The sequence below is a fragment of the Nitrospirillum amazonense genome, assembly GCF_007828035.1.
GTDB lineage: Bacteria > Pseudomonadota > Alphaproteobacteria > Azospirillales > Azospirillaceae > Nitrospirillum > Nitrospirillum amazonense.
The window spans coordinates 84091-109755 of record NZ_VITV01000016.1 but is presented as its reverse complement, the minus strand read 5'-3'; the positions used below and the strand labels follow the sequence as shown (position 1 = coordinate 109755).

Sequence of the window (25665 nt, the reverse complement as noted above, 5' to 3'; positions counted from 1 at the left end):
GCGAAGCCTTCAGCCTGCGCCTGGAGTACAACGGCGAATACCGCCACGACTACCAAAGCCACGGCGGCGTCCTGCGCGCCAGCTGGAGCTTCTGAGGTCGAGCGCACAACAAAAAGCCCCGCTGGAGCGATCTGGCGGGGCTTTTTGTTGTGCGGCCAGCATGGGCGCCTTCTTGCGGGCCGCTGCCGCATAAGGCCCAGCCCCACTGTAAACCGGCGCCGAAAGGGCCCCCGAGCTTGCTCGCACTCAACAGCCTGACAAATCAGCAGAAATTGTATAGAGGCCGGGTCCCGGCCGGCACTCGTCGGAGCCCAACTCCTCTGCTACTTTCTTCAGCTGTTTCAGTCTGTTGCCTCGCTCTTCCGATGCCCCGGTGTTCCGCGATGAACCAAAAGAAAGCCCGGCGCCGCAGGGAGGCGGCGCCGGGTGAGAAGAGGACCGGGAGCAACGGGAGGGATTGCTTACCAGTCGGCCGATGCGCGGACACCGAAGGTACGCGGCGGGCCGAACTGCCAGTTCCAGATATTCGCTTGGCCGGGGACAACGGTGTTACCGGCGTAGGCAAGGGACCGGTAGTCCTCCAGATTGTGCACATACAGCTGAACGCTGTAGGCCTTGCTCTCAGGCTTGTAAGTCATGCTTAGGTCGGTCTCGGTATGCCCGACTTGATGGGAGTCGTTGTAATTGTAGAAGTCGAGATAGTAGTCGCCCTTATATCGCGTATAGGCCGACGCCGTAAGGCTGCCGGCAGTGCCGAGATGGAAGACGTGGTCGTAGCCCAATGTCAGCACCCATTCGGGCGCCTGGGGAAGGCGATTGCCGGACAAGTCGATGGTCGGCGCCTCGGTGCCTGATTCATTGTAATAACTGACACTGCCGAGGAATTTGTCGTATGTCGCGTGCAGCCAGTTCACCGAGGCGGAGATGGTGTCGTCGCGGGTCGGCCGCACCTTGCCCTCCACTTCGATGCCATAGATGGTCGCCTTGCCGGCATTGAAGGTCTGTGCGCCGGCGGCGGGATTGAGCAGCACGTCGTTCTGCAGGTCCTTGTAGTCGTAATAGAAGCCGGCGACGTCCAGCGTGTACTGGCTGTTGTCGCCGCGCGTCAGCTTCACGCCGCCCTCGTACGCCGTGTTGGTCTCCGGCCGGAACGAATTTCCCGTCCCGTCGAAGCCGCCGGCCTTGAAGCCGGTCGAAACCTTGCCGTAGATCAGTGTATCGGCGTCCAGCTTGTAGTTCAAGCCAGCCAGCCAGGTGAACTTGCTGCCTTCGTAATGCAGCGGCAACCGGCTGGCGCCGATCGAGCTGGCGATGCCGGACAGGTCCGTCGGGCCGGTGTTGTAGGCGCCGGTGCCGCCGGAGAAGACATAGTAGAACGGATTGAAATTCGCGAAGGTGGCCGTACGCACATCCGACGTGTAGCGGCCGCCGACCACGGCGGTCAGCGCATCGAAAAGCGGCACCTCGACTTGCCCAAAGCCGGACCAACTGCGGCTGTCGGTCGGGTGCTGGAAGTAGTTCACGTAGGAGCCCTTGTCGCCGACGAAGGGCGTGTAGAGACCGCCATTCGTGGCTTGCAACTCACGGAAATAGAAGGCGCCGCCCTGCCACAGCACACCGTCCCACACGCCATTGAAACGCAACTCGTGGCTCTGGGTTTCCACCGTCTCGTTGTAGTGCGTGAAGAGGAAGGCAGGCGCCAAGGTCAGGACGTTGGTGTCTGCCGTGGTGCGGTAGCCGCCGGTGTAGGTCACCGTGGCCGGCCCGAAATCATAGGCGATCTGCCCGCGCGCCGCGGTGGAATGCTGTTGCAGCCAGCCCACGCCCATCAGCGGTGAATCATAGGTATGGCGATTGATGCCGGACAGGGCATGGGTGTTCTGCGGTATGCAGGCCACGCTGCCGCCCGCGGTGCCCGCCGATACCCAGCCGTTGCCACAGGTGGTGGTGCTGGTGCCGGGGTTGTTCTGCGCGCTGGTCATATCGGCCCAGGCCTGGGAGGCCGGGATGATGTCCTGCACGATGCGCTCCACCGCTGCCTGGACGGTCAAGCCCTCCACCGGCTTCAGGACCAAGGTGACACGGCCAGCGTTGGTGTCGTCGGTGTCGCTGCGGTTGGCGTTGCTGGGGATATAGGCCGAGGTCGGGCTGAATGGCGTATTGGTATGCTCGTCATAACCGTCGTGCGAGCGGTGGACGCCAGAGATGCGCAGACCACCCACGTTACCGAGCGGGATGTCGATGCCGCCCTCGACAATGACCTGGTCGTAGTTGCCGTAGGTCACCGCCGCGTTCCCGCCCCAGGTATCGCCGGGCTTGCGCGTAATGAAGTTCACGGCACCGCCCGTGGTGTTCCGCCCATAGAGCGTGCCCTGGGGGCCGCGCAACACCTCCACGCGATCGACGTCGAAGATCGCGGCGTTCAGAATGGTGGGGCGGTTGATGTACTCGCCATCGATATTGACGGCGATGGACTGGTCCTGGGCTTCGTTATTGCTGAGCGTGCCGATGCCGCGCACGCTGACGCGGGTGTTGTTGGTGTCGTTGGTGATGTTGAGCGATGGCGCCAGCTTCTGCATCGACGTGAAATCGGTCACGCCCTTCTGTGCCAGCGCCTCACCCGAAACCACGGACATGGCAATCGGAACATCCTGCACGTTCTCTGCACGGTGCTGCGCGGTGACGATCACTTCTTGAAGAATATCGCTGTCGGCCGTCGGCACGCTCTGTGCGCGGGCGGCCGTGTTCAGGACGCAGCCACACGCGCCGATCAGCAAAATGCCTCTCAGGAACATTTTCGACATAGGCAATCCCTCCCCGGTTTTTTTTGCGTAATGGTTCGACGGCAATGCGCTTTCCGAACCATGAAATTAGAATTCTAATTTCTAAAATGCTGCGCCTCCTGTCAAGGGCTTCCACATTCCTCCCCTGACGGGAAAGCGATTTAAGGCCTCTCAGCCTCTTCGGCCACGCGAAAATGCTTTCGGTCAGCCGGTTAGGCGCGGTTCGCCCGTTTAAAGCCGGGATGGCCCTAGCGGCGCCCTTACATTATAATGAGAACATTAATTCTATATAGACAAACCCATGGAGGGCAGACAACTTAGAACCGCCGCGGGTACCTGATGGCGGTGAGGCAATCAACCATTCCGGGAGGAAAAATCATGAATGTAGGCAAGGCTCTGAAGATCGCGGCGCTGACGCTGGTGGCGACGACCGCCAGCGCGCAAGTCATCGTGACGATCAACTATCGGCCCCCTGAAACCGTGCAGCGCGTGGCCATCCCGGTAAACCCGGCGGAGAAGCGCCTCAAGGTGCTGATTATCAGCGGCCAAAACAGCTATGAGCATGACTGGACCGGCGTGAACAACATGCTGCGCACCCTGATGCAGGACACCGGACGCTTCGACGTCCGAGTGACGGAGGACTTCGACCAGGGCACGCTGGAAATGCTCAAGGCCTATGATGTCGTGCTGCTGAACTATTCAAGCCGGTGGAATTATGCAGACGCCTCACAGCACCTCTGGTCCGACCAGGCCTTCAAAGCCCTCTATGACTATGTGCGTCAGGGCGGCGGCCTGGTCGCCTATCACTCGTCCTTCACCTGGGGCCGAGACATTCCAGAGTATCGGAAGCTGATCGGTGCGGTGATGACTCCGCATGACAGCCGCCGGTCACCGCCTGGTGCCTTCCCGGTCCACATCGTCGATCGCACCAATCCCATCACCCAGGGGATGCGGGAATATATCTGGACGTACAACGACGACATGTACACCAACATGCAGATGGATCCCGAGGCGAAGATCCACGTGTTGGCCACGGCCCACGATTCCTCGGCCAGCTACGCCCCCGAACTGGCCGGGCCGAAATATCCAGTCGCGGCCTATACTCCTGATAAGCTCAAGGCGATGAAAGGCATGGACGCCGACCATCCACAGGTCTGGACGGCGGACTATGGCAAAGGGCGCGTCTTCTCGATCACGCTGGGGCACGACGAGGTTTCACTGCATTTCGCAGGTTTGCAGACTTTGGTGCTCCGGGGAACCGAATGGGCCGCCAGCGGTGCCGTCACGCTGCCGGTACTGGAAGAGGCCAAGGACTTTCCGACCCACTGAATGGGTGCCCAACCCCTTCGGATCTAGGGGGTTGGGCACACTTATGCGCGTAGGCTGGCCGTCCATGGCGTACGCAAGGTCTGACGCCAGCTTAAGCGGGAGGGCCAGGTCGTCGCGATAGACCCCGCCCAGGCGTTGTTCCAGGAAGCCCCAGTCGATCTATCCGCCAAGTGTGAACCGGCATCGAAGTGGGCCTCTTGGGAAAGGTGAGGCAACGTACCAAGGCAGTTGAAGAAGTAAAAAAGAGCAACCGTCTGATTTTATTGAAATCAGCAAGGTCATTTATCTTGATGATTTACAGACCGCCGACCCCCGAAAGCTTCTTGAGCTTGCCGGTGGGCCGAAGCACGCGACGTTTCAAGTCGTTAAGGGCCATGGCCATCACCTGTCCAGTGACAGCCAAGGATACCAACGCGGCGACGTCGGTACAGCCAGGATACCAACAATTTCGTACAGCGACCCTCGTTGGACCACCTGCGCTCGCCAACGACCCGGTGCGACGACGTACCAGAAATATCATGTAATTAAGGAGATGGTGGCCATTAGGCAAAGAAAAACCCCCGGAACCTTGCGGTTCCGGGGGCCCTATTGGCTCCAGGGAGGGACTCGGATGAATTTATAATGCATTGTGATTGAATGGGAAATTGGGTCGTTGCCTGCACCATACCAACACAAATACCAACAGATTTTTTCGTTGGACCAACTACGATTGAGGGTCTCGAACCGGAATCCACTATTCCTAAAGGGCAGGTGCGACTTCAGAGAACCGAGCAGGTACGGCCGCTACTAGCTCGGTCACTGCCTCCAGGAGTCTGATGGCATGGCACTCGGGGCACGGGATCACCGTCGAGGCTGCGACGGGAGCCTTGGAATATCTCAAGAGACGATCATGGCGACCATCGGCACCTTCACCAAGTCGATGGACAGCATGTCCATAGGGCGGATGAAAGCGGCGACGTGACCACCATTGGTGTGGCTGAAGTTCGCGTCGTTCCTCTCCTAGATGGAGCAGATGTTGTCAATGTTACATTGATCCTCGCGCGCGAAGCCGCACTTGGCGGCAACGCCGCCAAGTGCGGCTTGGTTCAAAGCATTGCGCGACGTCATTGCCCGCACCCGCGTGCTTCAAGGGGCCAGATGTCGACCAACCGGTCGCCCTGCACCACATGCAATATATCGTGCAGGTTTACCGTAGGGGTCGCAGTGCGGCGTCATGCAGGTCAGGACGGCGCCAGGGGACAGCCGATCTTCAGTCCGGGCGAATGTCACCCGCCCCTGCTCGTCGCCGAAGAAATCGTACCGTGCGTCTGGGGGCGCCCCGGCAACGATACGGGGGGCGCCGGCATCGGTGGCGAAGGCCTTACAGCCGGCATCGGTCGTGCATTGACCGGGCCGGTTGGCGCTGATGACGGTCGTCTGCAAAAACAAAGCGCAATCGAAGGGCGGGCGTTCGCCCGCGTCTTGCCACACATCCTGATATTCCCTGTCCATGAGAATGTAGGATCCGACTTGCAGTTCGGTCAGCACGCCGGCTGCGACGTCGGCATCAGCGCTGCCGGTGCCGCCGCCGGTGACGATGGCTGGGATCAGGCCGGCAGCCGTCAGCGCCCGCCGGAGCCGCCATGTCAACTCGGCGGCCCGTGTCAGCTCGGTGTGACGCGCTTCCCGGCCGACGATGTGCATGGCATGACCGGCATAGGCCTGCATGCCCCGAAAATCCAGGCTAGCGGCCTCGTGCGCCAGTCGGGCCAACGCAACGCCCTCTTCAACGCTGGCGACCCCGGTCCTGTTCAAGCCTACGTCCAGGTCAACCAGCACGCGCAAGCGGACTCCACTGGCGGTGGCAGCGGCGGCGAGGTCCATGACATTGCGGGCGTCATCGACCACCACCATGGTCTCGGGTGCCGTCCGTATCAGGCCCATCAGCCGCTGAATGCCAGCCGCCGTCACGATGGGCGAAGTCAACAAAAGGTAGCCCATGCCGTGACGAACGAAGGTTTCGGCTTCGCCCAGCTTCGCGCAGCATAGGCCGATGGCTCCCGCCGCCAGCTGGCGGCGGGCAATCTCCACGCATTTATGGGTCTTGGCGTGCGGCCGTATTGCCATGCCATGCCATGGCGCCGCGCCAAGTCCATCATCAGGCGCAAATTCGCTTCGAACCGATCGAGGTCCAGCACAAGGGCTGGCGTACTCAGCATCCCCCTTGATCCTGTCACGCCGATCAGCGGTGTATTGACATGGTTCGGTTTCATGCGGCCCTCAACGTGATCGCAGCCAAATCGCTCAGCAGTTACGCTCGATCAGAGCGATGGAGGCATCGTCCATCGTGCCGACCTTGATACGGTGACCGAGAGAACAAGCGATGTGCATTGCACTCTCGGTCAGGCCGATGACGGCATGGAAACCAGGTCACGCGCCGGCTGCAACGCGGGATCACCACCGCAGGCAATGATCGCCACGTCGCACCCGGATCTCTCGGCTTCGACCAGTCCGTCAAGCACGCCCACCATGCTGCGGGCATCCCAGGTGCCGCTTATTCCGCCGAGTTGAATTGGAATTGCGGCTGCGGCGGGAGGGGCTTGTACCCGGCCGCCGTCTGATCCCCCCGGGTGTAGATCCACACGCAAAAGGGATGGCCCTGGGGGATTTTCAGGTCTGGCGGCGGCAGCTTGATCTCCAATTTGCAGCCGGGGAAGAAGGGCGCGGAAATCCGCTGCTCGAAGGTGCAGTTCCGCCAGGCCCGGTCCGGCGGGTACAGCCCCTCGTCCATGTATTTCTGCATCACCTCGCAGCGATTCAGGTTCAGGACGATGTAGTCCGGATTGATGACGATATATTCGCCACCGTAGCCCAGCGTGCCGTCGATACTGAGGACGGCCATCTTCAGGTAGTCGACGACGTGAATCGGCTCGATCTTGAAGAGTTTCGCAAGCTTCGGGTATTGGTACGCGATGATGTGTTCGTAGACTTCGGGCAGACCATTCCACACCTCTTCCTCGGGAATGGACTTGACCCAGATGTCGATCCAATAGTTGTGCGCCTTCAGGTACTGGTCCCAGTAGCTCTGGATGAGCCGGATCAGGGCCGGCTTGGCCAGGTCGCTGCTTTGGATGTCGAAAGGCTTGGCTTGGTATTGCGCGCTCTTCCAATCCCAGCCTTCGGGGGCGATGAAGCGGGCCATCGGCATGGACTGACGAAGTGGGCCGCGAGACATCTGCGCCGCCACGTCCCATGCGGCGTTCACCCCAACCTTCTTTGAATACACGGCGGTGTGCGCGTAATACTGGAAGTGCAGCGTGTCTTCGAAAATGCGCGCCAACTCGGCGAGAAAGTCGCGCGAAAAGTCCTCGATGTTGCCGACTTTTCCCATGAAATCATGCGTGTAGTCGGAATAATTAAGTTCGGACACGTGATTTTCCCTCCCAAGTCGATTTTTCTGCCGACCCGTGTTGTCCACCGGTCAGGGTGCCGATAAGGTAGACCGGAGGGATGCCAGGGCCTTTCGGTATTCATTTCTCGAAATGGCCATTTCTTTTTAGATGGCTACCGACGGTAAGCGACAAAGCGATGGGCCCAAGATGGTCTCTCCAATTCCCTACAGCGTGGATGCGGCCCTGGCACTTGGTGAGGGGACCTTTGAAGTCCAGACGTATCGGCAACCCTCTCCCTTCGAGGGAGAGTTTGAAGCCGATGCCCATACCCTCAGCATGTCGCTGACGCCCGAGGTCCGCTTCTCACGCTGCAGCTTCCTGGATGCGACGGGCAAGCCGGGAGCCTGGGCGCCGGTTGGCGATGTCATCTTCGTGCCGCGTGGCGCCCGGCTTCGTGTTGAGGCGCCCGGTGGGGCGGAGCAGTATCGCGGCCTTTATTGCATGTTCCCGTCGCCGTGGTTCGAGCAGGCGAGCGGCCTGAGCGGCCCCTGGTCGGAACGGCAGATTTCAGCCGCCATAGACATCCGGGCGCCTACTATTCGCCGTGATCTGTACCGGCTTCTGAAAGAGCTGACCGAGGCCCAGCCCGGTCGCGAGAGGCTGGTCGCCACCCTGGCAGAGGTCTCCCTTATCGAACTCGGTCGCTACTTGGGCGATGCCGGGCGCGACGAGATGTTGGCGGAAAGCGCCTTAGCTGGTTGGCAACTGCGGCGTCTGACCAACTATGTCGAGGGCATGGTTGATCACCACCCGCCGCTCAAGGAACTGGCGGCTCTGTGCGAGATCAGCCCCCGGCACCTCTCGCGCGCGTTCAAGGCCTCGACCGGCAGGAGGATCGGGGACTTCGTGGCGGATGTGCGGATGGCGAAGGCCAAGAGCCTGCTGTGCGATACCGATCTGACGCTCAAGGAGATCGCGCACCGCTTGGGTTATTCAGGACCCAGCAGCTTCTGCGTGGCGTTCGGCAGAGCGATCGGCATGACGCCCAAGCAGTATATGAAGCGGCACAAGCGTGGCTGACGCTGCGACCGTCCACCGAATGACCCCGTCCTTATAATGCTTGGGCGGTCGCCTGGGTCTCGCTCCATCCCAGGCCCAGGCTCTTCTGCAAGACCACGTAATCCAGCGTCAGCGCCGCCGTGGCTTGGGCTGTCGCGATGAGGGCCTGGGTCTGGTGGCGCTCCGCATCGAGGAGGTCCAGGCGGCTGGCCGTGCCCCGCGTGGCGCGCTGCCGGGTGAGATCCACCGCCTCAGCAGCGGCCGCTTCGGCGGTTGCTACCCGCGCCAGTTGCCGCCGCTGTCCACCAAAGTGCGATAGGGCATTTTCGGCTTCGTACAATGCCTTCAGAACCGTGGCGCGATATTGGGCCTCCGCTGCGTCCCGCTCGGCGGTGGCCTGGTCCACCGCGGCGGTGACCCGGCCGAAGTCCAGGAAAGTCCAGCTGAGCGACGGCGTTCCAAGGGCAACCGTGTTGCCGACATGGGTGAGGGCCGCCAGTCCGTTGCCACCCAGGCCCACCAGGCCGCGCAGGCTCACCCGCGGGAACTTGTCAGCCTCCCGCACGCCGATCTGCGCGGTGGCGGCGGCCAGCGTCCGTTCGGCGACGCGAATGTCAGGCCGGTGGCGCAGCAGTTGGGCCGGATCGCCCACCGCTACCTCGGCAGGGGGCAGGGGAACAGGAGCGTCGCTACCCAGGCTCGTATCCAGAGAACCCGGCACCTGGCCGGTGAGCAGGCAGAGTTGATCCAGGTATCCTTCCACCTCGGTGGCCAATTCGGCCTCATCGGCCTGCGCGGTGGCGAGTTGGCCCAGCAGGGGCGTCAGCGCAATGGCAGGAGCGGTTCCGGCGGACTGGCGCTGGCGGGACAGCGCCAGCATTTCCTCCAGCAGTCCGATGGACCGCAGGGTAAGGCGATGCCGTTCCTGGGCGCTGCGCAGGCCGACATAAGCGCGGGCGACTTCGGCCGCCAGGCTGATCTGGGCATCGCCCAGATCGTATCGGCTGGCTTCGGCTTGCGCGCCGGCGGCTTCCACCGCACGCCGGTGGCCGCCAAACAGATCGGCTTCCCAAGCGGCGTCGAAACCAATATTGACGAAATCGCTGTCGGTCGAGGTTTCGGTCGTGCCGCCTAGCAGGTCGCTGGGCGTATGGGTATGGAGGTACAGCGCTTGGGCGCTGGCCTTGGGCATGCCATCCGCCTGCTGCCGGGCCAGTCCAGCCCTGGCGCCTTGCAGCTTGGCTTGTGCCGCTGCCAGGGTGGGGCTGGCGCGTAGCGCCTGCTGCACCAGTGCCGTCAACGCGGGGTCGGCCAGCGTCTCCCACCAAGCCGCGATGGGCGCGCGGGCAAGGGAAGCGGTATCGCCCTGGCGATGGAACATCCCGGCGGCGGTCAGGTTGCCAGGCAGCTCGGGCGGGCCCGCATAATCAGGGCCGACGGTGCAGCCGGCGACGAAGGCCAAGGCGATGAGGGGAAGCGGGAAGGTGCGCATCAGTGCATGGCCGCCAGCGCGGCGCCCTTGGGTAGGGGTTTAAGGAACAGGACCAGGGGCAGCACGCAGGCCGAGCCCACGCCCAGCAGCCAGAACAGGTCGTTGTAGGTCATGGTCAGGGCCTGCTGCTGGACCTGGCTGGAGACCATCTCCAGGGCGCCGCCGCGGCTGCCGGTGATGCGGGCCAGCCCGGCCAGCCATTCCTGCACCATAAGGCCGTTGGCGTGCAGCGCCTCCTCCAGCCGCCGGCTGTGCAACCAGGTGCGTTGGTCCTGGACGGCGCTGATGCCAGCCAAGGCGAAAGAACCACCCAGGTTGCGCACCGCGTTGAACAGGCAGGAAGCGTCGCCCGTGTATTCCGCCGGGGCCGAAGTGATGGCGGCTTGGCTCAGGAACAGGAAGGCGAAGATGGTGCCGGCACCGCGCAGAAGCTGCGAAAAGACGAAGCCGCCACCGGTCGAGGCGGAGGAGAGATCGGTGTCCAGGAAGGAGCTGGCCACAATCATCAATAAGCCTGCGGCCAGGGCCGCGCGGATATCGAGGACGCGCACCATCCAGGGTGTGAAGGGCATCAGCAGCAGGCTGGGAATGCCGGAGATCAGGACGATGGTGCCGGACTGCAGCGCGTTGTACTGGGCGATCACCGACAGGAACTGCGGGATGGCATAGGAACTGCCGTAGACTACCATGCCCACCACCATGCCCATCATCGCCACCGACCCGAACTGACGGTTCAGCAGCAGTCCAAGATGGATGACCGGCCGTGGGGCGGTGACCTGCCCCACGATCAGCAGCGCGAAGCCCAAGGTCGCCAACAAGGCCATCTGGAGGATGAGGGGCGACTGGAACCACAGTTCGCGTTGTCCTTCTTCCAGCAGGACGGTGAGGGCGCCCAGGCCCAGGGTCAGGCCGATGATCCCCAACCAATCGGCCTCGCGCAGCCGATCCAGCCTCATGCCTTGGCGCGGGAGGCCCAGCAGCAACAATAGGACCAGGGCGGTGCAAACCGGGAGATTGAGAAAGAAAGCGTAATGCCAGCTGATATTCTCCGTCAGCCAGCCACCGATCAGGGGGCCGATCACCGGCCCGAGGATGGCGGTGATGCCGAACAGCGCGCTGCCGATGGGTTGCTGGTGCCGGGGCAGGCGGGTCGCGATGATGGTCATCGCTGTGGGGATCATGGCCCCGCCGGTAAGCCCCTGGCCGATGCGGCCGACGATCATGACCGGGAGGCTGGAAGAAATACCGCAGAGGACGGAGAAGCCGGTGAACAGCAGCGTGGCCCCCAGCAGGAAGAGCCGGAGGCCCAGCAGCTGCTCCAACCAGGCGGTCAGGGGAATGATGATGATCTCCGCCACCAGATAGGCGGTGGCGATCCAGGTGCCCTCCGTGCCCGTCGCGCCAATTTCCCCCTGGATCGTGGGCAGGGCGGAATTCACGATGGAAACGTCCAGGGTGGCCATGAAGGCGCCCAGCGTGCCGGCCGCGACCGCCAGCCAGGCCGTGAGGTCGGCGTTGGTGCGGCCCGCCGTGTCCTGCGCGGTCACCATGTCAGGTGCCCTGCCGGACAGCGGATCGCTGCTCGCGGTCGATGCGGGCCGGCACATCCTTGGCTCCGCGGGTATCGACGGTCGCTGTTACCGACAGGCCGGGGATAAGCAGTTGCCGGGTTTCAGGCCCGGCCTCCAGGATGATGCGCACCGGCACGCGCTGGACGATCTTGGTGAAGTTGCCGGTGGCGTTCTGGGGCGGAAGCAAGGAGAACTGGGCGCCCGTGCCAGGCGCGATGCTGGCCACCCGTCCGCTCAACTCTTGGCCGCTGAGGGCGTCGACCGTGATCTTCACTGGCTGGCCCGGCCGCATCAGCCCGATCTGCGTTTCCTTGAAATTGGCCTCGATGTCGACCTTGTCCGCCGGGACAATGGACAGCAGCCGTGTTCCGGGCTGGGCCAACTGCCCCAGCATGACCGTCTTGTCCCCCACCCGGCCGGCCGCCGGCGCGCGGATCAGTGTGGCCTCCAGATTGACGGCCGCGGCGTCCAGCTGCGCCTGGGCCGCGTCCGCCTGGGCCATCGCCTGCTGCAACTGGGTCTTGAGCGTGGCGCTCCGACGCTGGGCCATGCTCAAGGCGGCCCGTTGGGCTGTCACGTCGGCCGCTGAGGCGCTGGCGGTCTGGCGCAGCTGGGCCAGGCGCTCAGCCGGTTCGGCGCCGGATTTGGCCAAAGGCTCATACCGTATGATTTGGCTGCGGTCGAAAATCGCCCGTGCTTCAGCGGCATCCAGTTGGGCCTGGGCGCGTTCGATTGCCGCGATCTGCTCCGCCATCGAGGCGCGGATGTTCTCGGCGTTGGCCTTGGCTACAGCGACCTGGGCTTGGGACTGGGCCACCTGGGCCCGATAGTCACGGGGGTCGATCCGCAGCAGCGGCTGGCCGGCCTGAACCTCGGCGTTATCCTCCACCAGGACCTCGGCGACATAGCCGGCAACCTTGGATGAGATGACGATGGCATCGGCGTGGACGTAGGCGTCATCCGTTTCCTGGAAATAGCGCCCCTGGACCTGATGATAGGCATAGCCGGCGCCGGCCGCGCCCACCAAGGTCGTGATCAGGATGGTGGATAGAAAACGTCCACCGCGGCGAGCGGGGGGCGGGGCGGGTGTCGGCGACCCAGGGGCGGTCTCTGCCATGGTGGACTTCGGCTGACGGAGGATGGCGCGCAGAGCGGAAAAGGTGAAACCGGATTGCCCGTTTTCACGGCGCGGCCTTGTGGGGATTTCCTATCAGGTGCGACGGCAAATGGAAAGTTTAATCGAACGATATCGTATCATTATAAGGATGCTTGGCCGGGTCGGGCCCGGAGGCGCAATGGCAAAGAAAAAGCAAGGCCGTGGGTGTCCACGACCTTGCCGAGTTATGAATCGGAGAGAAGAACAATGTCGCCGAGGCGACACTACGCTGGTTACTTCGCCGGAATCTTGGCGAATTCAGCGTCCAGTTGCGCCAGGACCTTGTCATTCACCTGGTCCGGCGAATACTGCTGAATATCCTTGAGGGTCATGGCGCGGGCCATGTCGATCTGGTCGTTGCTGGTCATGCCGGGGATGTACTTGTCCAGCAGCGCCTTGGCGGCCGGATCATCCAGCAGCTTGCCGATTTCGGTTTCGGCGGTGCTGTAATGGGCCGGGGCGGCGTGCGCAGCAGCGGCCGGCGCGGCCGACTGGGCGAAAGCGGCGTGGCTTAGCGGGGCAGCGGCGACCGCGATGGCGAGGGCGGTGTATTTCAGAAACGACATGGCGATCTCCCAGTGTTTTGGCATCCCTGCGGCGGGCTGCTGTCGGATTAAAACGAACGGTGACGTTCTAATATAGGCCGGGCGCTTTGTCCACGACCATGTGAAGTGACTCAGGTGGACGGCGGCAGAATTTTGTTCATGCGCAGCCACAGCAGGAACGAGTCCAGCCAGGCCGCCGCCGTCGTTCCCGGATTGCCGGCCGCGAAGCCGTGCCCGTCCTTTTGATAGACATGGAGTTCCACGGGCCGGTGCGCTTGGCGCCAGCTTTGGATGAGGCCGAAATCCGTCTTGGACAGCAGCGGATCATCGATGGCCATCACGGCGAACAGGGGCGGGGCTTTCTCGGGCACGGTCTCGGCGTTCATCGGTCCATAAATGGGTGCGATGAAGGCAGGCATGCTGTCCGGCGTGGCCCGCAAGGTGACGGCAAGTATGGTCCGGGCGCCGGCGGAAAATCCCATCAGTCCGACGCGTCCAGGATCCACGCCCCAATCGGCCGCGTGGGTGCGTACCAGCTTCAGGGCTGCTTCGGCGTCCTCCACCGCGGGGGGGAACGCCGGCCAAGGGGTGCCGGCCGGTGCCTGGGCCATCTCGGCCAAGCGGCTCGTCATGAGCTTGGCGAACGCCGGCGGGTCGGCGGGGGTCGGGATCAGCCGGTACTTGAGGACGAAGGCGGCGACGCCATGATCCGCCAGCCAGTGCGCGATCGACCAGCCCTCGTTATTCATGGACAGGACACGGTAGGCCCCGCCGGGCGCGACGATAACGGCGGCACCGGTGGCCTTGTCCTTGTCCGGCAGCACGGGCGTAAGGGTCGACTGGGTGACATTGCGCACCGCCAGTTGCACCCCACGGCCATACCAAATTTCTTCAGCGGCGCCATTCTCGACACCACCGGTGCCAAGAATGATGGCGTTGGGGTTGGCTGGGGGAGCGGCCTGTTGCGCGCCGGCGGGCGCGTTGGCGGCCATGGCCGAAATGAGTGCGCCCATCAGGAGGGCGTATCGTGTCCGGGCGAGCATGAGACGGGCTTACTGCAGGTTCACGAAGGCGCCACCGTCCACCAGCAGGGCGGCGCCGGTGACATAGCGGGCCAGGTCCGACGCCAGGAAGACGATGGGGCCGGCCAGGTCCTCAGGCGCGCCGAGACGGCCTAAAGGCACGCGGGCGGCCATGCGGGTGCGCTTGCCTTCGTCCGCCAGGTCGTCCTTGTTGATTTCGGTCAGGATGGTGCCGGGCAGCACGGAATTGCAGCGGATGCCGTGGCGGCCCAGGGCGATCGCCGCCGACTGCATCAGGGAATGCACCCCGGCCTTGGTCGGGGTGTAGTGCGTCTGATATTCGCCGCCAACCAGGGCGGAGATGGAAGACACCGCGATGATGGAGCCGCCATTCCCCTGAGCCACCATACGGTTGGCGGCCGCCTGCACCATGTAGTAGGCGCCGTGTAGGTTGACCCGCATCGTCCGTTCCAGCGTCTCTGCCGGCATGTCGAGGAAGGCGTGGAAGGGGCAGATGCCGGCGTTGTTGACGAAAACGTCCACCTTGCCCAGGGCGTCGCAGGCGCGGGTTATGAAGTCGGTGGCGGTGGCCGGATCGGCGACGTCACCCTTGATTGCCACGGCAAGCCGCCCAAAGGCCTTGATTTCCGCCACGCAAGAGGCGGCGCCGGCGTCGTCGGAGTGATAGTTGATGGCGACGTCGGCACCGTGCAGCGCGGCGCCGATGGCGGCCGCCCGGCCGATGCCGGTCGATGCGCCAGTCACTAGAACGACCTTTCCGGCGAGTAGTGGCGTTGCCATGGTGCAGTATCTCCCAGTCATAATTCTATGATTTCGGTCATGCTGACAATTTATCAGACATGGAATCTCGACTATGAAGTCAATAAGGCGGATGCTCTAGGTGGTTGTTTCTTAAGGATTTCCACAATCCTGAGAATCATTGCCGATTGACGTCCCATACAAATGTGAGGATCGGATCTTTCTGGCTCTTGCCTTGGCCGTGATCGCACCACGGTCTGTTTACGGGCATCTTCCCGTTGACGCGATTTTTTCTATCATATAGAACACAATTCCATCATATGGCAATATCCAATCTCGGCGGTACCTGCGAAGCGCGGGAACGCCGGGCGAGAAGCAAGGTCAAGGGAGGGGTTGATGCTGCCGAAGATCAAACAGGTGCGCGCCTATGTGGTGCGCGGCGGCGGTGCGGACTATCACGACCAGGGCGATGGCCACTGGATCGACGACCATATCGCCACGCCCATGGCCAAGTACCCGGAATACCGGCAAAGCCGGCAGAGCTTCGGCATCAACGTGCTGGGCACCCTGGTGGTGGAGATCGAGGCGGAGAACGGCACTGTCGGCTTCGCCGTCACCACGGGCGGCGAGCCCGCCGCCTATATCGTGGAAAAGCACCTAGCCCGCTTCCTGGAGGGCCGCAGCCCCACCGATTATGAGAAGATCTGGGACCAGATGTACTTCGGGACCCAGTACTACGGTCGCAAGGGCCTGGTGGTGAACGCCATCTCCGGCGTCGACCTCGCCCTGTGGGACCTGCTGGGCAAGCTGCGGCAGGAGCCGGTGTACCAGCTGCTCGGCGGGGCCGTGCGCGATGAGCTCAGCTTCTACGCCACCGGCGCGCGGCCGGACCTGGCCAAGGGCATGGGTTTCATCGGTGGCAAGATGCCCCTGCACCACGGCCCCGCCGAGGGCGAAGAAGGCCTGGCCAAAAACATCGCCGAGCTGGCCACCATGCGGGAGCGGTGTGGCGAGGACTTCTGGCTGATGTTCGATTGCTGGATGGCGCTGGACCTGAACTACGCCACCCGCCTGGCCCACAAGGCCAAGGAATATGGCCTGAAGTGGATCGAGGAGGCGCTGAGCCCCGACGATTACTGGGGCTATGCCGCCCTGAAGAAGGCCGCCCCCGCCGGCATGCTGGTGACCACCGGCGAGCATGAGGCCACCCGCTGGGGCTTCCGCATGCTGATGGAGATGGAGTGCTGCGACATCATCCAGCCCGACGTGGGCTGGTGTGGCGGCGTCACCGAGCTGCTGAAGATCTCCGCCATGGCCGACAGCCGGGGCGTCATGGTCATCCCCCATGGCTCCAGCGTCTACAGCTATCACTTCGTCATCACCCGGCATAACAGCCCGTTCGCCGAGTTCCTGATGATGGCGCCCAAGGCCGACCAGGTTCAGCCCATGTTCCATCCCCAGCTGCTGGGCGAGCCCGTTCCGGTCAATGGCCGCCTCAAGGCCACGGCCTTGGACAAGCCCGGTTTCGGTGTGGAGCTCAACCCCGCCGTCACCCTGCACCGCCCCTATACGCACTAAGGATCATTTCTTATGAAGCTCTGTCGCTTTGGCCGCCGCGGCGAAGAAAAGCCGGGCTTGGTCGACGCCGATGGCGTCATCCGTGACCTGTCCTCCCGCATCGCCGACATCACGCCGGCGGCGCTGACGTCCGACGTGTTGGCCCGTCTGTCCGCCGTTGATCCGGCCAGCCTGCCGGCCGTGCCCGGCACGCCTCGGTATGGCGTGCCGGTGCGGGGCATCGGCAAGATCGTGGCCATCGGCCTCAACTATGAGGACCATGCCATCGAATCCAATCTGCCCATCCCGACCGAGCCGGTGATGTTCGCCAAGGCCCTGTCCAGTCTGACGGGGCCGAACGATGAGGTGATGCTGCCCAGGAACTCCACCCACAGCGACTGGGAGGTGGAACTCGGCGTCGTCATCGGCAAGACCTGCCGCTATGTCGAGGAGGCCCAGGCCCTGGATCATGTGGCGGGTTACGTCCTGGCCAATGACGTGTCGGAACGCTTCAATCAGAAGCAGCGCGGCACGCAGTGGAGCAAGGGCAAGGGCCACGACACCTTCTGCCCGGTGGGCCCCTGGCTGGTGACGGCCGATGAGGTGGGCGACCCGCAGGATCTGGGCATGTGGCTGGACGTGAACGGTCAGCGCATGCAGACCGGCAATACCCGGACGATGATCTTCAACGTCCGCCAAATCATCGTCTACGCCAGCCAGTACATCACCCTGTTCCCCGGTGACCTCATCATCACCGGTACGCCACCGGGCGTTGGCGAAGGGAAGAAGCCGTCCCCCATCTTCCTCAAGGCGGGTGACGTTATGGATTTGGGGATCGCGAAGCTGGGAACCCAGCGGCAGCAGGTGGTGGAATGGCGCCACCTGGGGGATGAGGTGCTGGCATGACCGTGTTCAAGGATCGTTTTGCGGGCCGCACGGCCATCGTCACCGGTGGCGCCTCCGGCCTGGGCAAGGAAACCGCCCGCCGCCTGGTGGCGGAAGGGGCCAAGGTCGCCCTCTGGGACAATAATCCCGACACCTTGGCCGCTGCTGCGGACGAGGTGGGCGCCACCTTCAGCGTGGCGCTGGACGTCACCGATGCCGATGCCGTCGCGGCGGCGGCCCAATCCAGCCACCAGGCGCTTGGCGGACGGCTGGACGTGCTGGTGGCCTCCGCCGGCATCACCGGTGCCACCGTGCCGGTGCACGAGTTCCCGCTGGACAGCTGGCGCCGCACCATCGACATCAACCTGAACGGCTTGTTCTATTGTTGCCGTGCGCTGGTGCCGCTGATGCTGGCCAACGGCTATGGCCGCATCGTCAACGTCGCGTCGGTGGCCGGCAAGGAGGGCAACCCCAACGCCAGCGCCTATTCCGCCAGTAAAGCCGGCGTTCTGGGTTTCACCAAGTCGCTGGGCAAGGAACTGGCCGGAAAGGGCGTGATGGTCAACAGCCTGACCCCCGCGACCTTCGAAAGCCCCATCCTGGCCCAGCTGCCGCAGAGCCAGGTGGACTACATGCGCTCCAAGATTCCCATGGGGCGCCTGGGCCATGTGGAGGAGAGCGTGGCCATGGTCTGCTTCATGGCCAGCGAGGAATGCAGCTTCACCACGGCGTCGACCTTCGATACCTCAGGCGGTCGCACGACGTACTAGCCTTCTCCTCTGACGGCTAAGAACAAAGGGAGGATAGGCGATGGATGCGATTCCGTTCGTAGATGCCCACGTCCATTTCTGGAACCTGGATCGGCTCAAGTACGCTTGGCTAACACCGCCGTTCTCGGACGACGGGCCGAATGGCAGCACCGAAGCCATCGCCCATACCTATCTGCCTGACGCCTACCGGGAAGAACTGGCCCCATGGTCGCCGGTCGGTGCCGTGCATATTGATGCCGGCGCCGACCCGGCCCAGGCGCTGGAAGAAACCGCCTGGCTGGAACAATTGGCGGAGGAGGGCGGCTTGCCCAGCGCCATTGTCGCCTTCGCCGCCCTTGATGGCGGTGATGTCGAACAGATGCTGGAGCAACAGGCCGCCTACCCCCGGGTACGAGGCATCCGGCACATCGCCAATTGGCACCTGGATCCGCGCCGGACCTATAATCGCAACGATCCACTGGCCAATCCGGCCTGGCGGCAGGGCTATGCCCGGTTGGCCCGTCACGGCCTGTCGTTCGACCTGCAATGCTACCCGGGTCAGCTGGCCGCCGCTGCGGAGTTGGCGGCGGCCCATCCGGAGATACCGCTGATCCTGAACCATTGCGGCATGCCGCTGCTGCATGAGCCGGGTGGCTTGGCTTTCTGGCGGGCGGGCATGCGCGCTTTGGCCGCCCTGCCGCACGCGGCGGTGAAGCTTTCGGGCTTCGGCCTGGTGGATCGGGGATGGACGGTGGACAGCATCCGGCCGTTGATCCTTGAGACCATCGATCTCTTCGGCGCGAACCGCTGCATGGTGGCCAGCGATTTTCCCACGGACCGTCTGTTCGGGAACATCGATCGCGTCATGGGCGCCTATCACCAGATTCTGGGTGGCTTCTCGCTGGATGAGCGGCGGGACCTGTTCGGGCGCAACGCCGCCCGCATCTACCGCATCGCGGCCTAACACCTGCGCCCCAAGCGCTAGGACAGAGTGACAATAAGGGCAGCCGCCGGCGCCCAGGGAGGGGCAGTTTCATGAGTGTATACACAGCATCGGTCCATAAGCAGGTGGCGCATGATCAGGTGGCGCCGCGGGTTCTGCGCACGGCGCTGGCCTTCGCCATCAGCCTGTTTTTTATCTGGGGCTTGGCTTATGGCCTGCTGGACGTGCTGAACAAGCATTTCCAGGACACGCTGCACGTGGGCACGGCGCAGTCGACTTGGCTGCAGATTGCCTATTTCGGGGCTTACCTGCTGGTCAGCCTGCCCGCCGGCCTTCTGCTGCAGCGGGTGGGATACAAGGTCGGCATCCTGATTGGGCTGATGGTCACCGCCCTGGGCGCGTTGCTGTTCATCCCGTCCGCATCGCTGGGCCAGTTCCTGCCCTTCGTGCTGTCGATGTTCGTGCTGGCCTCGGGTCTCGCCTGTCTGGAAACCGCCGCCGACAGCTACGTCAACGTCTTGGGGTCCCCTGAACTGGCGTCGCGCCGACTCAATCTGGCGCAGTCCTTCAATGGCCTGGGCACCTTCATCGGGCCGCTGATCGGCGGCAGCCTGTTCTTCAAGGGAACCGCCGCCGGCGAGGGCGCGCATGACAACGTCCAGCTGATCTACGCCATCATCGGCGTGGCCATCGCCGTTTTCGCTCTGGTGGTGGGCCGCGCGCACCTGCCGGAAATCGCGGAGCCGGAGCACGCCAGCGATGGCGCGGACGGACGGCCCCTGTACCAGCATCGCCACTTCGTCCTGGGCGTGCTGACCCAGGCCATCTACATCGGGGCGCAGGTTGGGTGCGGCGCGCTTTTCGTCAACGTCGCCATCGATACCTGGGCGGGCCTCGATGCCCAAGGCGCCGCCTATCTGCTGTCCCTGGCGCTGGTACTGTTTATGGCCGGCCGCTTCGTCGCCACGGCCCTGTTGGGACGGATTTCGCCACGGGTCCTGCTGACCCTGTTCGCGGTCATCAATGTCGCGCTGTCGCTGGTCGTGGCGGCGGGCCTCGACCGGGTGTCGTTGATCGCGATGATCGCGGTCTTCTTCTTCATGTCCACCATGTTCCCGACCATCTTCGCGCTGGGCGTCCAGGGCCTGGGGCCGAATACCAAGCGCGGCGCCTCCATGATGGTCATGGCCATCGGCGGCGGCGTCGTCCTGCCTTACCCCATGGGCCTGATCGCCGAGGCCTACGGCTTCCCGGCGGCTTATATCCTGCCGGCGCTGGGTTTCGTGGTGGTCGCCCTGTACGGCGCCCGGGGGGCACGGTACAGCGCCTGATGCGCCCGGTGACGTCGCAAGCCTGGGACGGCGATTCCCATTCTTTGCACCCGGGTCCCAGGCCCCGGGAATAGTCGATTGCCGAGGGGATGCATTCCGCATGCCGCGCAGGGGAGGTTGATCTCCGACCGGTCACGTCGCGACTTTCTTACTGCATACCCGCGGCGGAATCGCTTCTGTCCCGATCTTAATGCGGGGGGCCGTGCGCCCTTTGGATCGCGTGCCCCGCGCCCACTGCAGTAAAGGGCGGCTATGGAAAATCCCGGAGGTTAATTATACTGCTGAATTCCTTTCGCAATAGGCCGCTGCCCGCCGTCTAGGCCGGCAAGCGCGGGCGTCGAACCACCGCCGTTTGTCTTTGGTTCTGCTTACCTGCCCAGGCGCTGCGGCGGGCCGTTGGTGCTGGCGTGGGGAAAATGCTGGACAGCACATCCCGTCCAGGGAATTGTACGTTAGCGTGTTATTGAGTATTGACTTACTAACACCAAAAAGTAAGATGCCATCCCATAATTAGGGAAAACGGCGGCGCCATATAGAGCGTAGCCGCAAGGGAGGGCACAATTTTGCGCGATCTAAAATCCATTCTGCTTGTCTCGACCATGATGGCCGCTGGCGTTGCCTCGCCCGCCTTTGCCCAGGTCGCCGCAGCGGAGCAGGCGCCCAGTGATGACCTGATGGAAATCATCGTGACGGCCGAGAAGCGCGCCGAGCGCCTGCAGGATGTGCCGAAGTCCGTCGACGTGGTGACGGGTGACACGGTCGACAAGCTGAACCTGCGCGAGTTCTCGGATATCCAGCAGTTGGCCCCGGGCCTCAGCCTGGATTCCAAAGAACCGAACACCAATTCCATCACCGTGCGTGGTGTCGGTTTCGATCCGAACTCTGGCACGCAGCCGACGGTCAACGTCTACTTCAACGAGACCCCGCTGGACACCAACAGCGCCTTCCGCAGCCTGTACGACATCGGGCAGATCGAGGTGTTGCGCGGGCCGCAGGGAACCTTGCGGGGCCGTACCTCGCCCTCCGGCGCCATCACCATCGCCAGCCGGCAGCCGGACCTGGACAAGGTCAGCGGCTACGTTCAGCAGACCTTCACGACCCAGGATGGCATCAACACTCAGGCCGCCGTCGGGGCGCCGATCGTTGATGGCAAGCTGGCCTTCCGCATCGCCGGCCTGTTCGACCGCAATGACGCGGCCGATGCGCACAACATCCGCAATGGCAGCGACGACGGTGACAAGACCCGCAGTGTTCGCGCCAGCTTGGCCTTCAAGCCGACCGAAGACCTGACCTTCGTCCTGACCCACCAGTTCATGGACAACTACACGGTCGCCAACCCGATCGCCTTCTCCGTCGGTGGCTCCACGGCGACGCCCTACCTGACACCCGGGGATCGCGTTTCGCTGACCAATGGGCCGACCGAATACCACTACACTGGCAACGTGACCACGCTGACGGGCGAGCTGGATCTGGGTGGCGTCGCCATCAACTACGTGGGTGGATATCAGCAGATCAGCAATGACCGGGTGTCCGACTTGGCGCGGGGAGGGTCGATCCCGAACTACTCCCAGATGCAGTATGTGAATACCAATATCCATCAGGTCTCACAGGAACTGCGCCTGACATCCCAGGGGCGGGATTTCTGGAACTACCTGGTCGGCGTCTACTATGACAACGTCAATTCCCCGACCAGCGTGAACCAGGCTCAGATATTGCCCTTCGCGCTGTCCCCCACGCCGATGCCGCCGCTGTCTTTTGGCGTCTTCAATGTGGGGATCGATGCTCCCGCCTCCATCCAGGATTATGCGATCTTCACCGATCACCGTTTTAAGATCACGGACAGCGATTTGATCGAGGTTGGCGGCCGCTATCAGGAGCAGCACTTCGACCACGCCTTCAATCAAACCCTGAGCGGCCCCATTTTCGGCCCCAATCCCATTACGCAGGCCGGGATCGCGCCTGACATGCAGAAGGGGATTTCCGGCCAGTTCACGGGATCGGCCAGCTACAAGCATGACTTCAGCCGCGATCTGACGGCCTACTTCAGCTATGGCCGCTCTTATCGTCCGGGTGGCGTCATCGCGACGACGGCGGCCCTCGACCAAAGCCTGCTGCTGTACAAGCCCGAGAAGTCCGACTCCTATGAAATCGGCCTGAAGGGTGCACTGCTGGACCGCAAGCTGCGCTTCACGTTGAGCGCCTACCAGCAGGACTTCCAGAACTACCAGGCCTATACCGGTTCCTACCTGTCGGTATCGACCGCGCGTAACGGCATTCCGGACAATAACGCGGCCTTCACCTTCAACGCCGACGCCCAGGTTCGGGGGTTCGAGGCTACCCTGGCCGGGCAGATCACCGAGCATCTGCAGTTCGGGTTGAGCGGAACCTACAACAGTACCCAGTTCAAGAACGCGCTGGCGCCCTGCAACGACTACAACGGCGATGGTGTCGCGGACTCGGTCGGCACGCCGTCGGTGCCGATGGGGCAGCAGGTCGCCTTCTGCCGCCTGAATGGCCGTCTGAGTGATCAGGCGGACTGGAGCTTGAGCGCCAACTTCGAATATGCCGTTCCGCTGTGGGGCAACAACGAAGGCTTCGTGCGCGGCCTCGTGAACTATATCCCGAAGCGGACGGACCCCTTCCAGAACATCAGCTACAGCGACCTGATCAACAACAGCCTGTTCCTGGGGCTGCGCGACAAGGACGGGGCCTATGAGGTTTCGGTCTTCGCGAAGAATCTGGCGGACGTCTCCACGCTGACGACCCGCGGCGCCGCGCAGGTGGACTACAGCTACTACGCGTCGGGCTACGCCGTCGGGACGCTGGTGCGTCCGCGGGAGTTCGGTCTGAACCTCCGCTACACCTTCGGCCAGTAAAGGAGCGTCAGCATGCGTTTTGCCATGGCCGCCGCTGTGTCCGGGTTGGCAATGATGGCGGGCTGGGCTGCGGCGGGGGAAACCCCGTCGCAGGCCGACGCCAAGGCCCAGGCCCTCCTGGAGCAGATGACCCAGGACGAAAAAATGAGCCTGTTGCATGGGCCGATGTTGGCGCTGGTCCAGCGGTCCAAGCGTCCGGACGGTGTCGTGATCGGCGCCGGTTATGTAGCCGGCGTCCCCCGGTTGGGCATCCCCGCCCTCACGGAAACCGACGCCAGCCTGGGCGTGTCGAACCTGAACAATCAGCGGCCCGGCGACGTTGCGACCGCCCTTCCTTCCGGATTGGCGGTCGCCTCCAGTTGGGACCCGGAGGTGGCTTATCGCGGCGGTGCCATGATCGGCGCGGAGGCCCATGCCAAGGGTTTCAACGTCATGTTGGCCGGCGGGGTGAACCTGGTGCGCGACCCGCGTGGCGGGCGCAATTTCGAGTATCTGGGGGAGGACCCTCTGCTGGCGGGCCGGCTTGTGGGGCGCGCCATCGCCGGCGTGCAATCCAATCATATCGTCGCCACCATCAAACATTTCGCTATGAACGACCAGGAGACGGGGCGAAACGTCCTGTCGGTCACCATGGCGGAAACGCCCATGCGCGAGAGCGACCTGCTTGCTTTCCAGATTGGCATCGAGACTGGCGATCCGGGCTCGGTCATGTGCGGCTACAACCGGGTCAACGGCGTCTACGCCTGTGAGAATCCCTTCCTGTTGAATGACGTCCTGCGGCGCGATTGGGGCTTCAAGGGCTGGGTCATGTCGGACTGGGGGGCGGTCCACTCCACCGAAGCCTTGGTCCATGGACTGGATCAGCAGTCGGGCGACCAGCTGGACCTGAAGAAGTATTTCTCCGCTTCGCTGGAGGAAGAGATCGCGCAGGGGCGGGTTCCGCAGGCGGCGGTGGATACCGCCGTGCGGCGCATCGTGCGGACCCTGTTCGCGCGCGGCGTCATCGACAACCCGGCCGTCCCGGGCGGTTCCATCGACTACGACGCCCACGCCGCCGTGGCGCAGGCGACGGCGGAAGCCGGCATGGTCCTGCTGCGCAACGAGCGGGATGTCCTGCCCCTGGCGGCCACCGCCAAGCGCATCGCCGTCATCGGCGGGCATGCGGATATCGGCGTCCTGTCCGGCGGTGGCTCCAGTCAGGTCACCCCAGTGGGTGGCTTCGCGCTGGTGGTCAAGCGCCCGGGGACGGGGGCTTCGTCCTTCGCCAGCCGCAGCTACGGTCCGTCGTCACCGCTGGCGGCGCTGCGGGCTGGGCGCCCGGACGCGTCGGTGGAGTTCAACGACGGCCATGATCCAGCGGCGGCGGCCGCTCTGGCGCGTGATGCCGATGTGGCGATCGTGTTCGTGGAGAAGTGGGCGACCGAGGCGGAAGACGCCAAGGACTTGGCGCTTGAGGACGGGCAGGACGCGCTGATCGCCGCCGTCGCGGCGGCCAATCCCCGAACGGTCGTGGTGCTGGAAACGGGCAATGCCGTCAGCATGCCATGGCGGGATCAGGTGCAGGGCATCCTGGCCGCCTGGTTCCCGGGCCAGCGGGGGGGGGAGGCCATCGCGCGGGTGCTGACCGGGGCCGTCAACCCTTCCGGGCGCCTGCCGATCACCTTCCCGGCCAGCGAGAAGCAACTGCCCAACCCCATGCTGCCGGGTGGTGACGCCCAGCCAGCGGATAAGGAGACGCGGGCGGTTTACGGTATCCAGGCGGGGCTGAAGCCGTTTGACATCAGCTATCCCGAAGGGTCCGACGTGGGGTACCGGTGGTTCGCCAAGACCGGCGCACGGCCGCTCTACGCCTTCGGCTACGGCCTCAGCTATACCCGTTTCCACTATGACGGGCTGAAGGTCGCCGGCGGCGACACGCTGCGGGTGCGGTTCACTGTCACGAACACCGGCGGCCGTGAAGGGGCAGATGTGCCTCAGGTCTATGTTTCGCGCAACGGCCGGGCCAAGCGTCTGATCGGCTGGGACAAGCCGACGCTGAAGCCGGGGGAAAGCCGCGAGGTTACCGTCACGGCCGATCCCCGCGTCATTGGTGATTTCGATGCCAAGGCCCAGCGCTGGGTGGTCCCGGCGGGCGACTATCGCGTTGAGGTCGGCGCATCCGCTGAGGATGTGGCGTTGGCAGGTATGACCCATCTTGGCCGGCAAACAATAAAGCCCTGATCCCTGGGAAGGAAACG

General features: G+C 63.6%; 18 protein-coding genes. 9 read left to right on the top strand and 9 right to left on the bottom strand.

The window, feature by feature from the left end:
- Window positions 1-461: 461 nt before the first annotated feature.
- Window positions 462-2795 (bottom strand): TonB-dependent receptor, encoded by a 2334-nt coding sequence (locus FBZ87_RS27155; protein WP_281289018.1) that lies wholly within the window; start codon window positions 2793-2795, stop codon window positions 462-464.
- A gap of 366 nt (window positions 2796-3161) precedes the next feature.
- Between FBZ87_RS27155 and FBZ87_RS27150 the strand changes: the two genes are divergently transcribed.
- Window positions 3162-4112, top strand: a complete 951-nt coding sequence (locus tag FBZ87_RS27150; RefSeq protein WP_145613709.1) for a ThuA domain-containing protein — start codon at window positions 3162-3164, stop codon at window positions 4110-4112.
- Window positions 4113-5237: 1125 nt separating this feature from the next.
- On the opposite strand, the gene FBZ87_RS27145 is transcribed toward FBZ87_RS27150, so the two are convergent.
- Complete coding sequence (locus FBZ87_RS27145; RefSeq protein ID WP_145613708.1) at window positions 5238-6218, bottom strand: alanine racemase; 981 nt, start codon at window positions 6216-6218, stop codon at window positions 5238-5240.
- A gap of 427 nt (window positions 6219-6645) precedes the next feature.
- The gene (locus FBZ87_RS27140; RefSeq protein WP_211107235.1) at window positions 6646-7521 is read right to left on the bottom strand and encodes a hypothetical protein; all 876 of its coding nucleotides are present in this window, start codon (window positions 7519-7521) and stop codon (window positions 6646-6648) included.
- A gap of 130 nt (window positions 7522-7651) precedes the next feature.
- Here FBZ87_RS27140 and FBZ87_RS27135 point away from each other — a divergent pair, with 130 nt between their 5' ends.
- Complete coding sequence (locus tag FBZ87_RS27135) at window positions 7652-8563, top strand: helix-turn-helix domain-containing protein (protein WP_145613707.1); 912 nt, start codon at window positions 7652-7654, stop codon at window positions 8561-8563.
- Window positions 8564-8594: 31 nt separating this feature from the next.
- Here FBZ87_RS27135 and FBZ87_RS27130 read toward each other — a convergent pair whose 3' ends face one another.
- The 6 genes from FBZ87_RS27130 to lra1 all read right to left on the bottom strand — a co-directional run bounded on the left by FBZ87_RS27130 (window position 8595) and on the right by lra1 (window position 15129).
- Window positions 8595-10034: an efflux transporter outer membrane subunit gene (locus tag FBZ87_RS27130; protein ID WP_145613706.1), complete on the bottom strand. Its 1440-nt coding sequence runs from the start codon at window positions 10032-10034 to the stop codon at window positions 8595-8597.
- Entirely contained in the window at window positions 10034-11584 is a 1551-nt protein-coding gene (locus FBZ87_RS27125) for an MDR family MFS transporter (RefSeq protein WP_145613705.1), read from the bottom strand. The genes FBZ87_RS27130 and FBZ87_RS27125 overlap by 1 nt, the downstream gene beginning before the upstream one ends.
- A gap of 1 nt (window position 11585) precedes the next feature.
- A complete protein-coding gene (locus tag FBZ87_RS27120; protein WP_145613704.1) occupies window positions 11586-12722 on the bottom strand; it encodes an HlyD family secretion protein in 1137 nt (378 codons plus the stop codon).
- A gap of 272 nt (window positions 12723-12994) precedes the next feature.
- Complete coding sequence (locus FBZ87_RS27115) at window positions 12995-13327, bottom strand: hypothetical protein (protein WP_145613703.1); 333 nt, start codon at window positions 13325-13327, stop codon at window positions 12995-12997.
- Window positions 13328-13437: 110 nt separating this feature from the next.
- Complete coding sequence (locus FBZ87_RS27110) at window positions 13438-14319, bottom strand: alpha/beta hydrolase (RefSeq protein ID WP_145613702.1); 882 nt, start codon at window positions 14317-14319, stop codon at window positions 13438-13440.
- A gap of 39 nt (window positions 14320-14358) precedes the next feature.
- Window positions 14359-15129 carry an L-rhamnose 1-dehydrogenase Lra1 gene (gene lra1 / locus FBZ87_RS27105; RefSeq protein ID WP_145613701.1) on the bottom strand — a complete coding sequence of 257 codons (771 nt, stop codon included), beginning with the start codon at window positions 15127-15129 and terminating at the stop codon, window positions 14359-14361.
- A gap of 354 nt (window positions 15130-15483) precedes the next feature.
- On the opposite strand from lra1, the gene rhmD reads away from it, so the two are divergent.
- From rhmD to FBZ87_RS27070, 7 genes are all read left to right on the top strand, one after another.
- Window positions 15484-16665: an L-rhamnonate dehydratase gene (gene rhmD, locus FBZ87_RS27100; RefSeq protein WP_246134626.1), complete on the top strand. Its 1182-nt coding sequence runs from the start codon at window positions 15484-15486 to the stop codon at window positions 16663-16665.
- Between the two features lie 12 nt (window positions 16666-16677).
- Window positions 16678-17550: a 2,4-didehydro-3-deoxy-L-rhamnonate hydrolase gene (locus tag FBZ87_RS27095; RefSeq protein WP_145613699.1), complete on the top strand. Its 873-nt coding sequence runs from the start codon at window positions 16678-16680 to the stop codon at window positions 17548-17550.
- Window positions 17547-18299, top strand: coding sequence for an SDR family NAD(P)-dependent oxidoreductase (locus FBZ87_RS27090; RefSeq protein ID WP_145613698.1), 753 nt, complete (start codon window positions 17547-17549; stop codon window positions 18297-18299). Before FBZ87_RS27095 ends, FBZ87_RS27090 begins: the two co-directional genes overlap by 4 nt.
- A gap of 40 nt (window positions 18300-18339) precedes the next feature.
- Window positions 18340-19242, top strand: coding sequence for an amidohydrolase family protein (locus FBZ87_RS27085; RefSeq protein WP_145613697.1), 903 nt, complete (start codon window positions 18340-18342; stop codon window positions 19240-19242).
- 71 nt (window positions 19243-19313) lie between these two features.
- Window positions 19314-20552, top strand: a complete 1239-nt coding sequence (locus FBZ87_RS27080; RefSeq protein ID WP_145613696.1) for a sugar MFS transporter — start codon at window positions 19314-19316, stop codon at window positions 20550-20552.
- Window positions 20553-21115: 563 nt separating this feature from the next.
- Complete coding sequence (locus tag FBZ87_RS27075; RefSeq protein WP_145613695.1) at window positions 21116-23428, top strand: TonB-dependent receptor; 2313 nt, start codon at window positions 21116-21118, stop codon at window positions 23426-23428.
- Between the two features lie 12 nt (window positions 23429-23440).
- Window positions 23441-25648 (top strand): glycoside hydrolase family 3 C-terminal domain-containing protein, encoded by a 2208-nt coding sequence (locus FBZ87_RS27070; protein ID WP_211107234.1) that lies wholly within the window; start codon window positions 23441-23443, stop codon window positions 25646-25648.
- Window positions 25649-25665 lie beyond the last annotated feature (17 nt).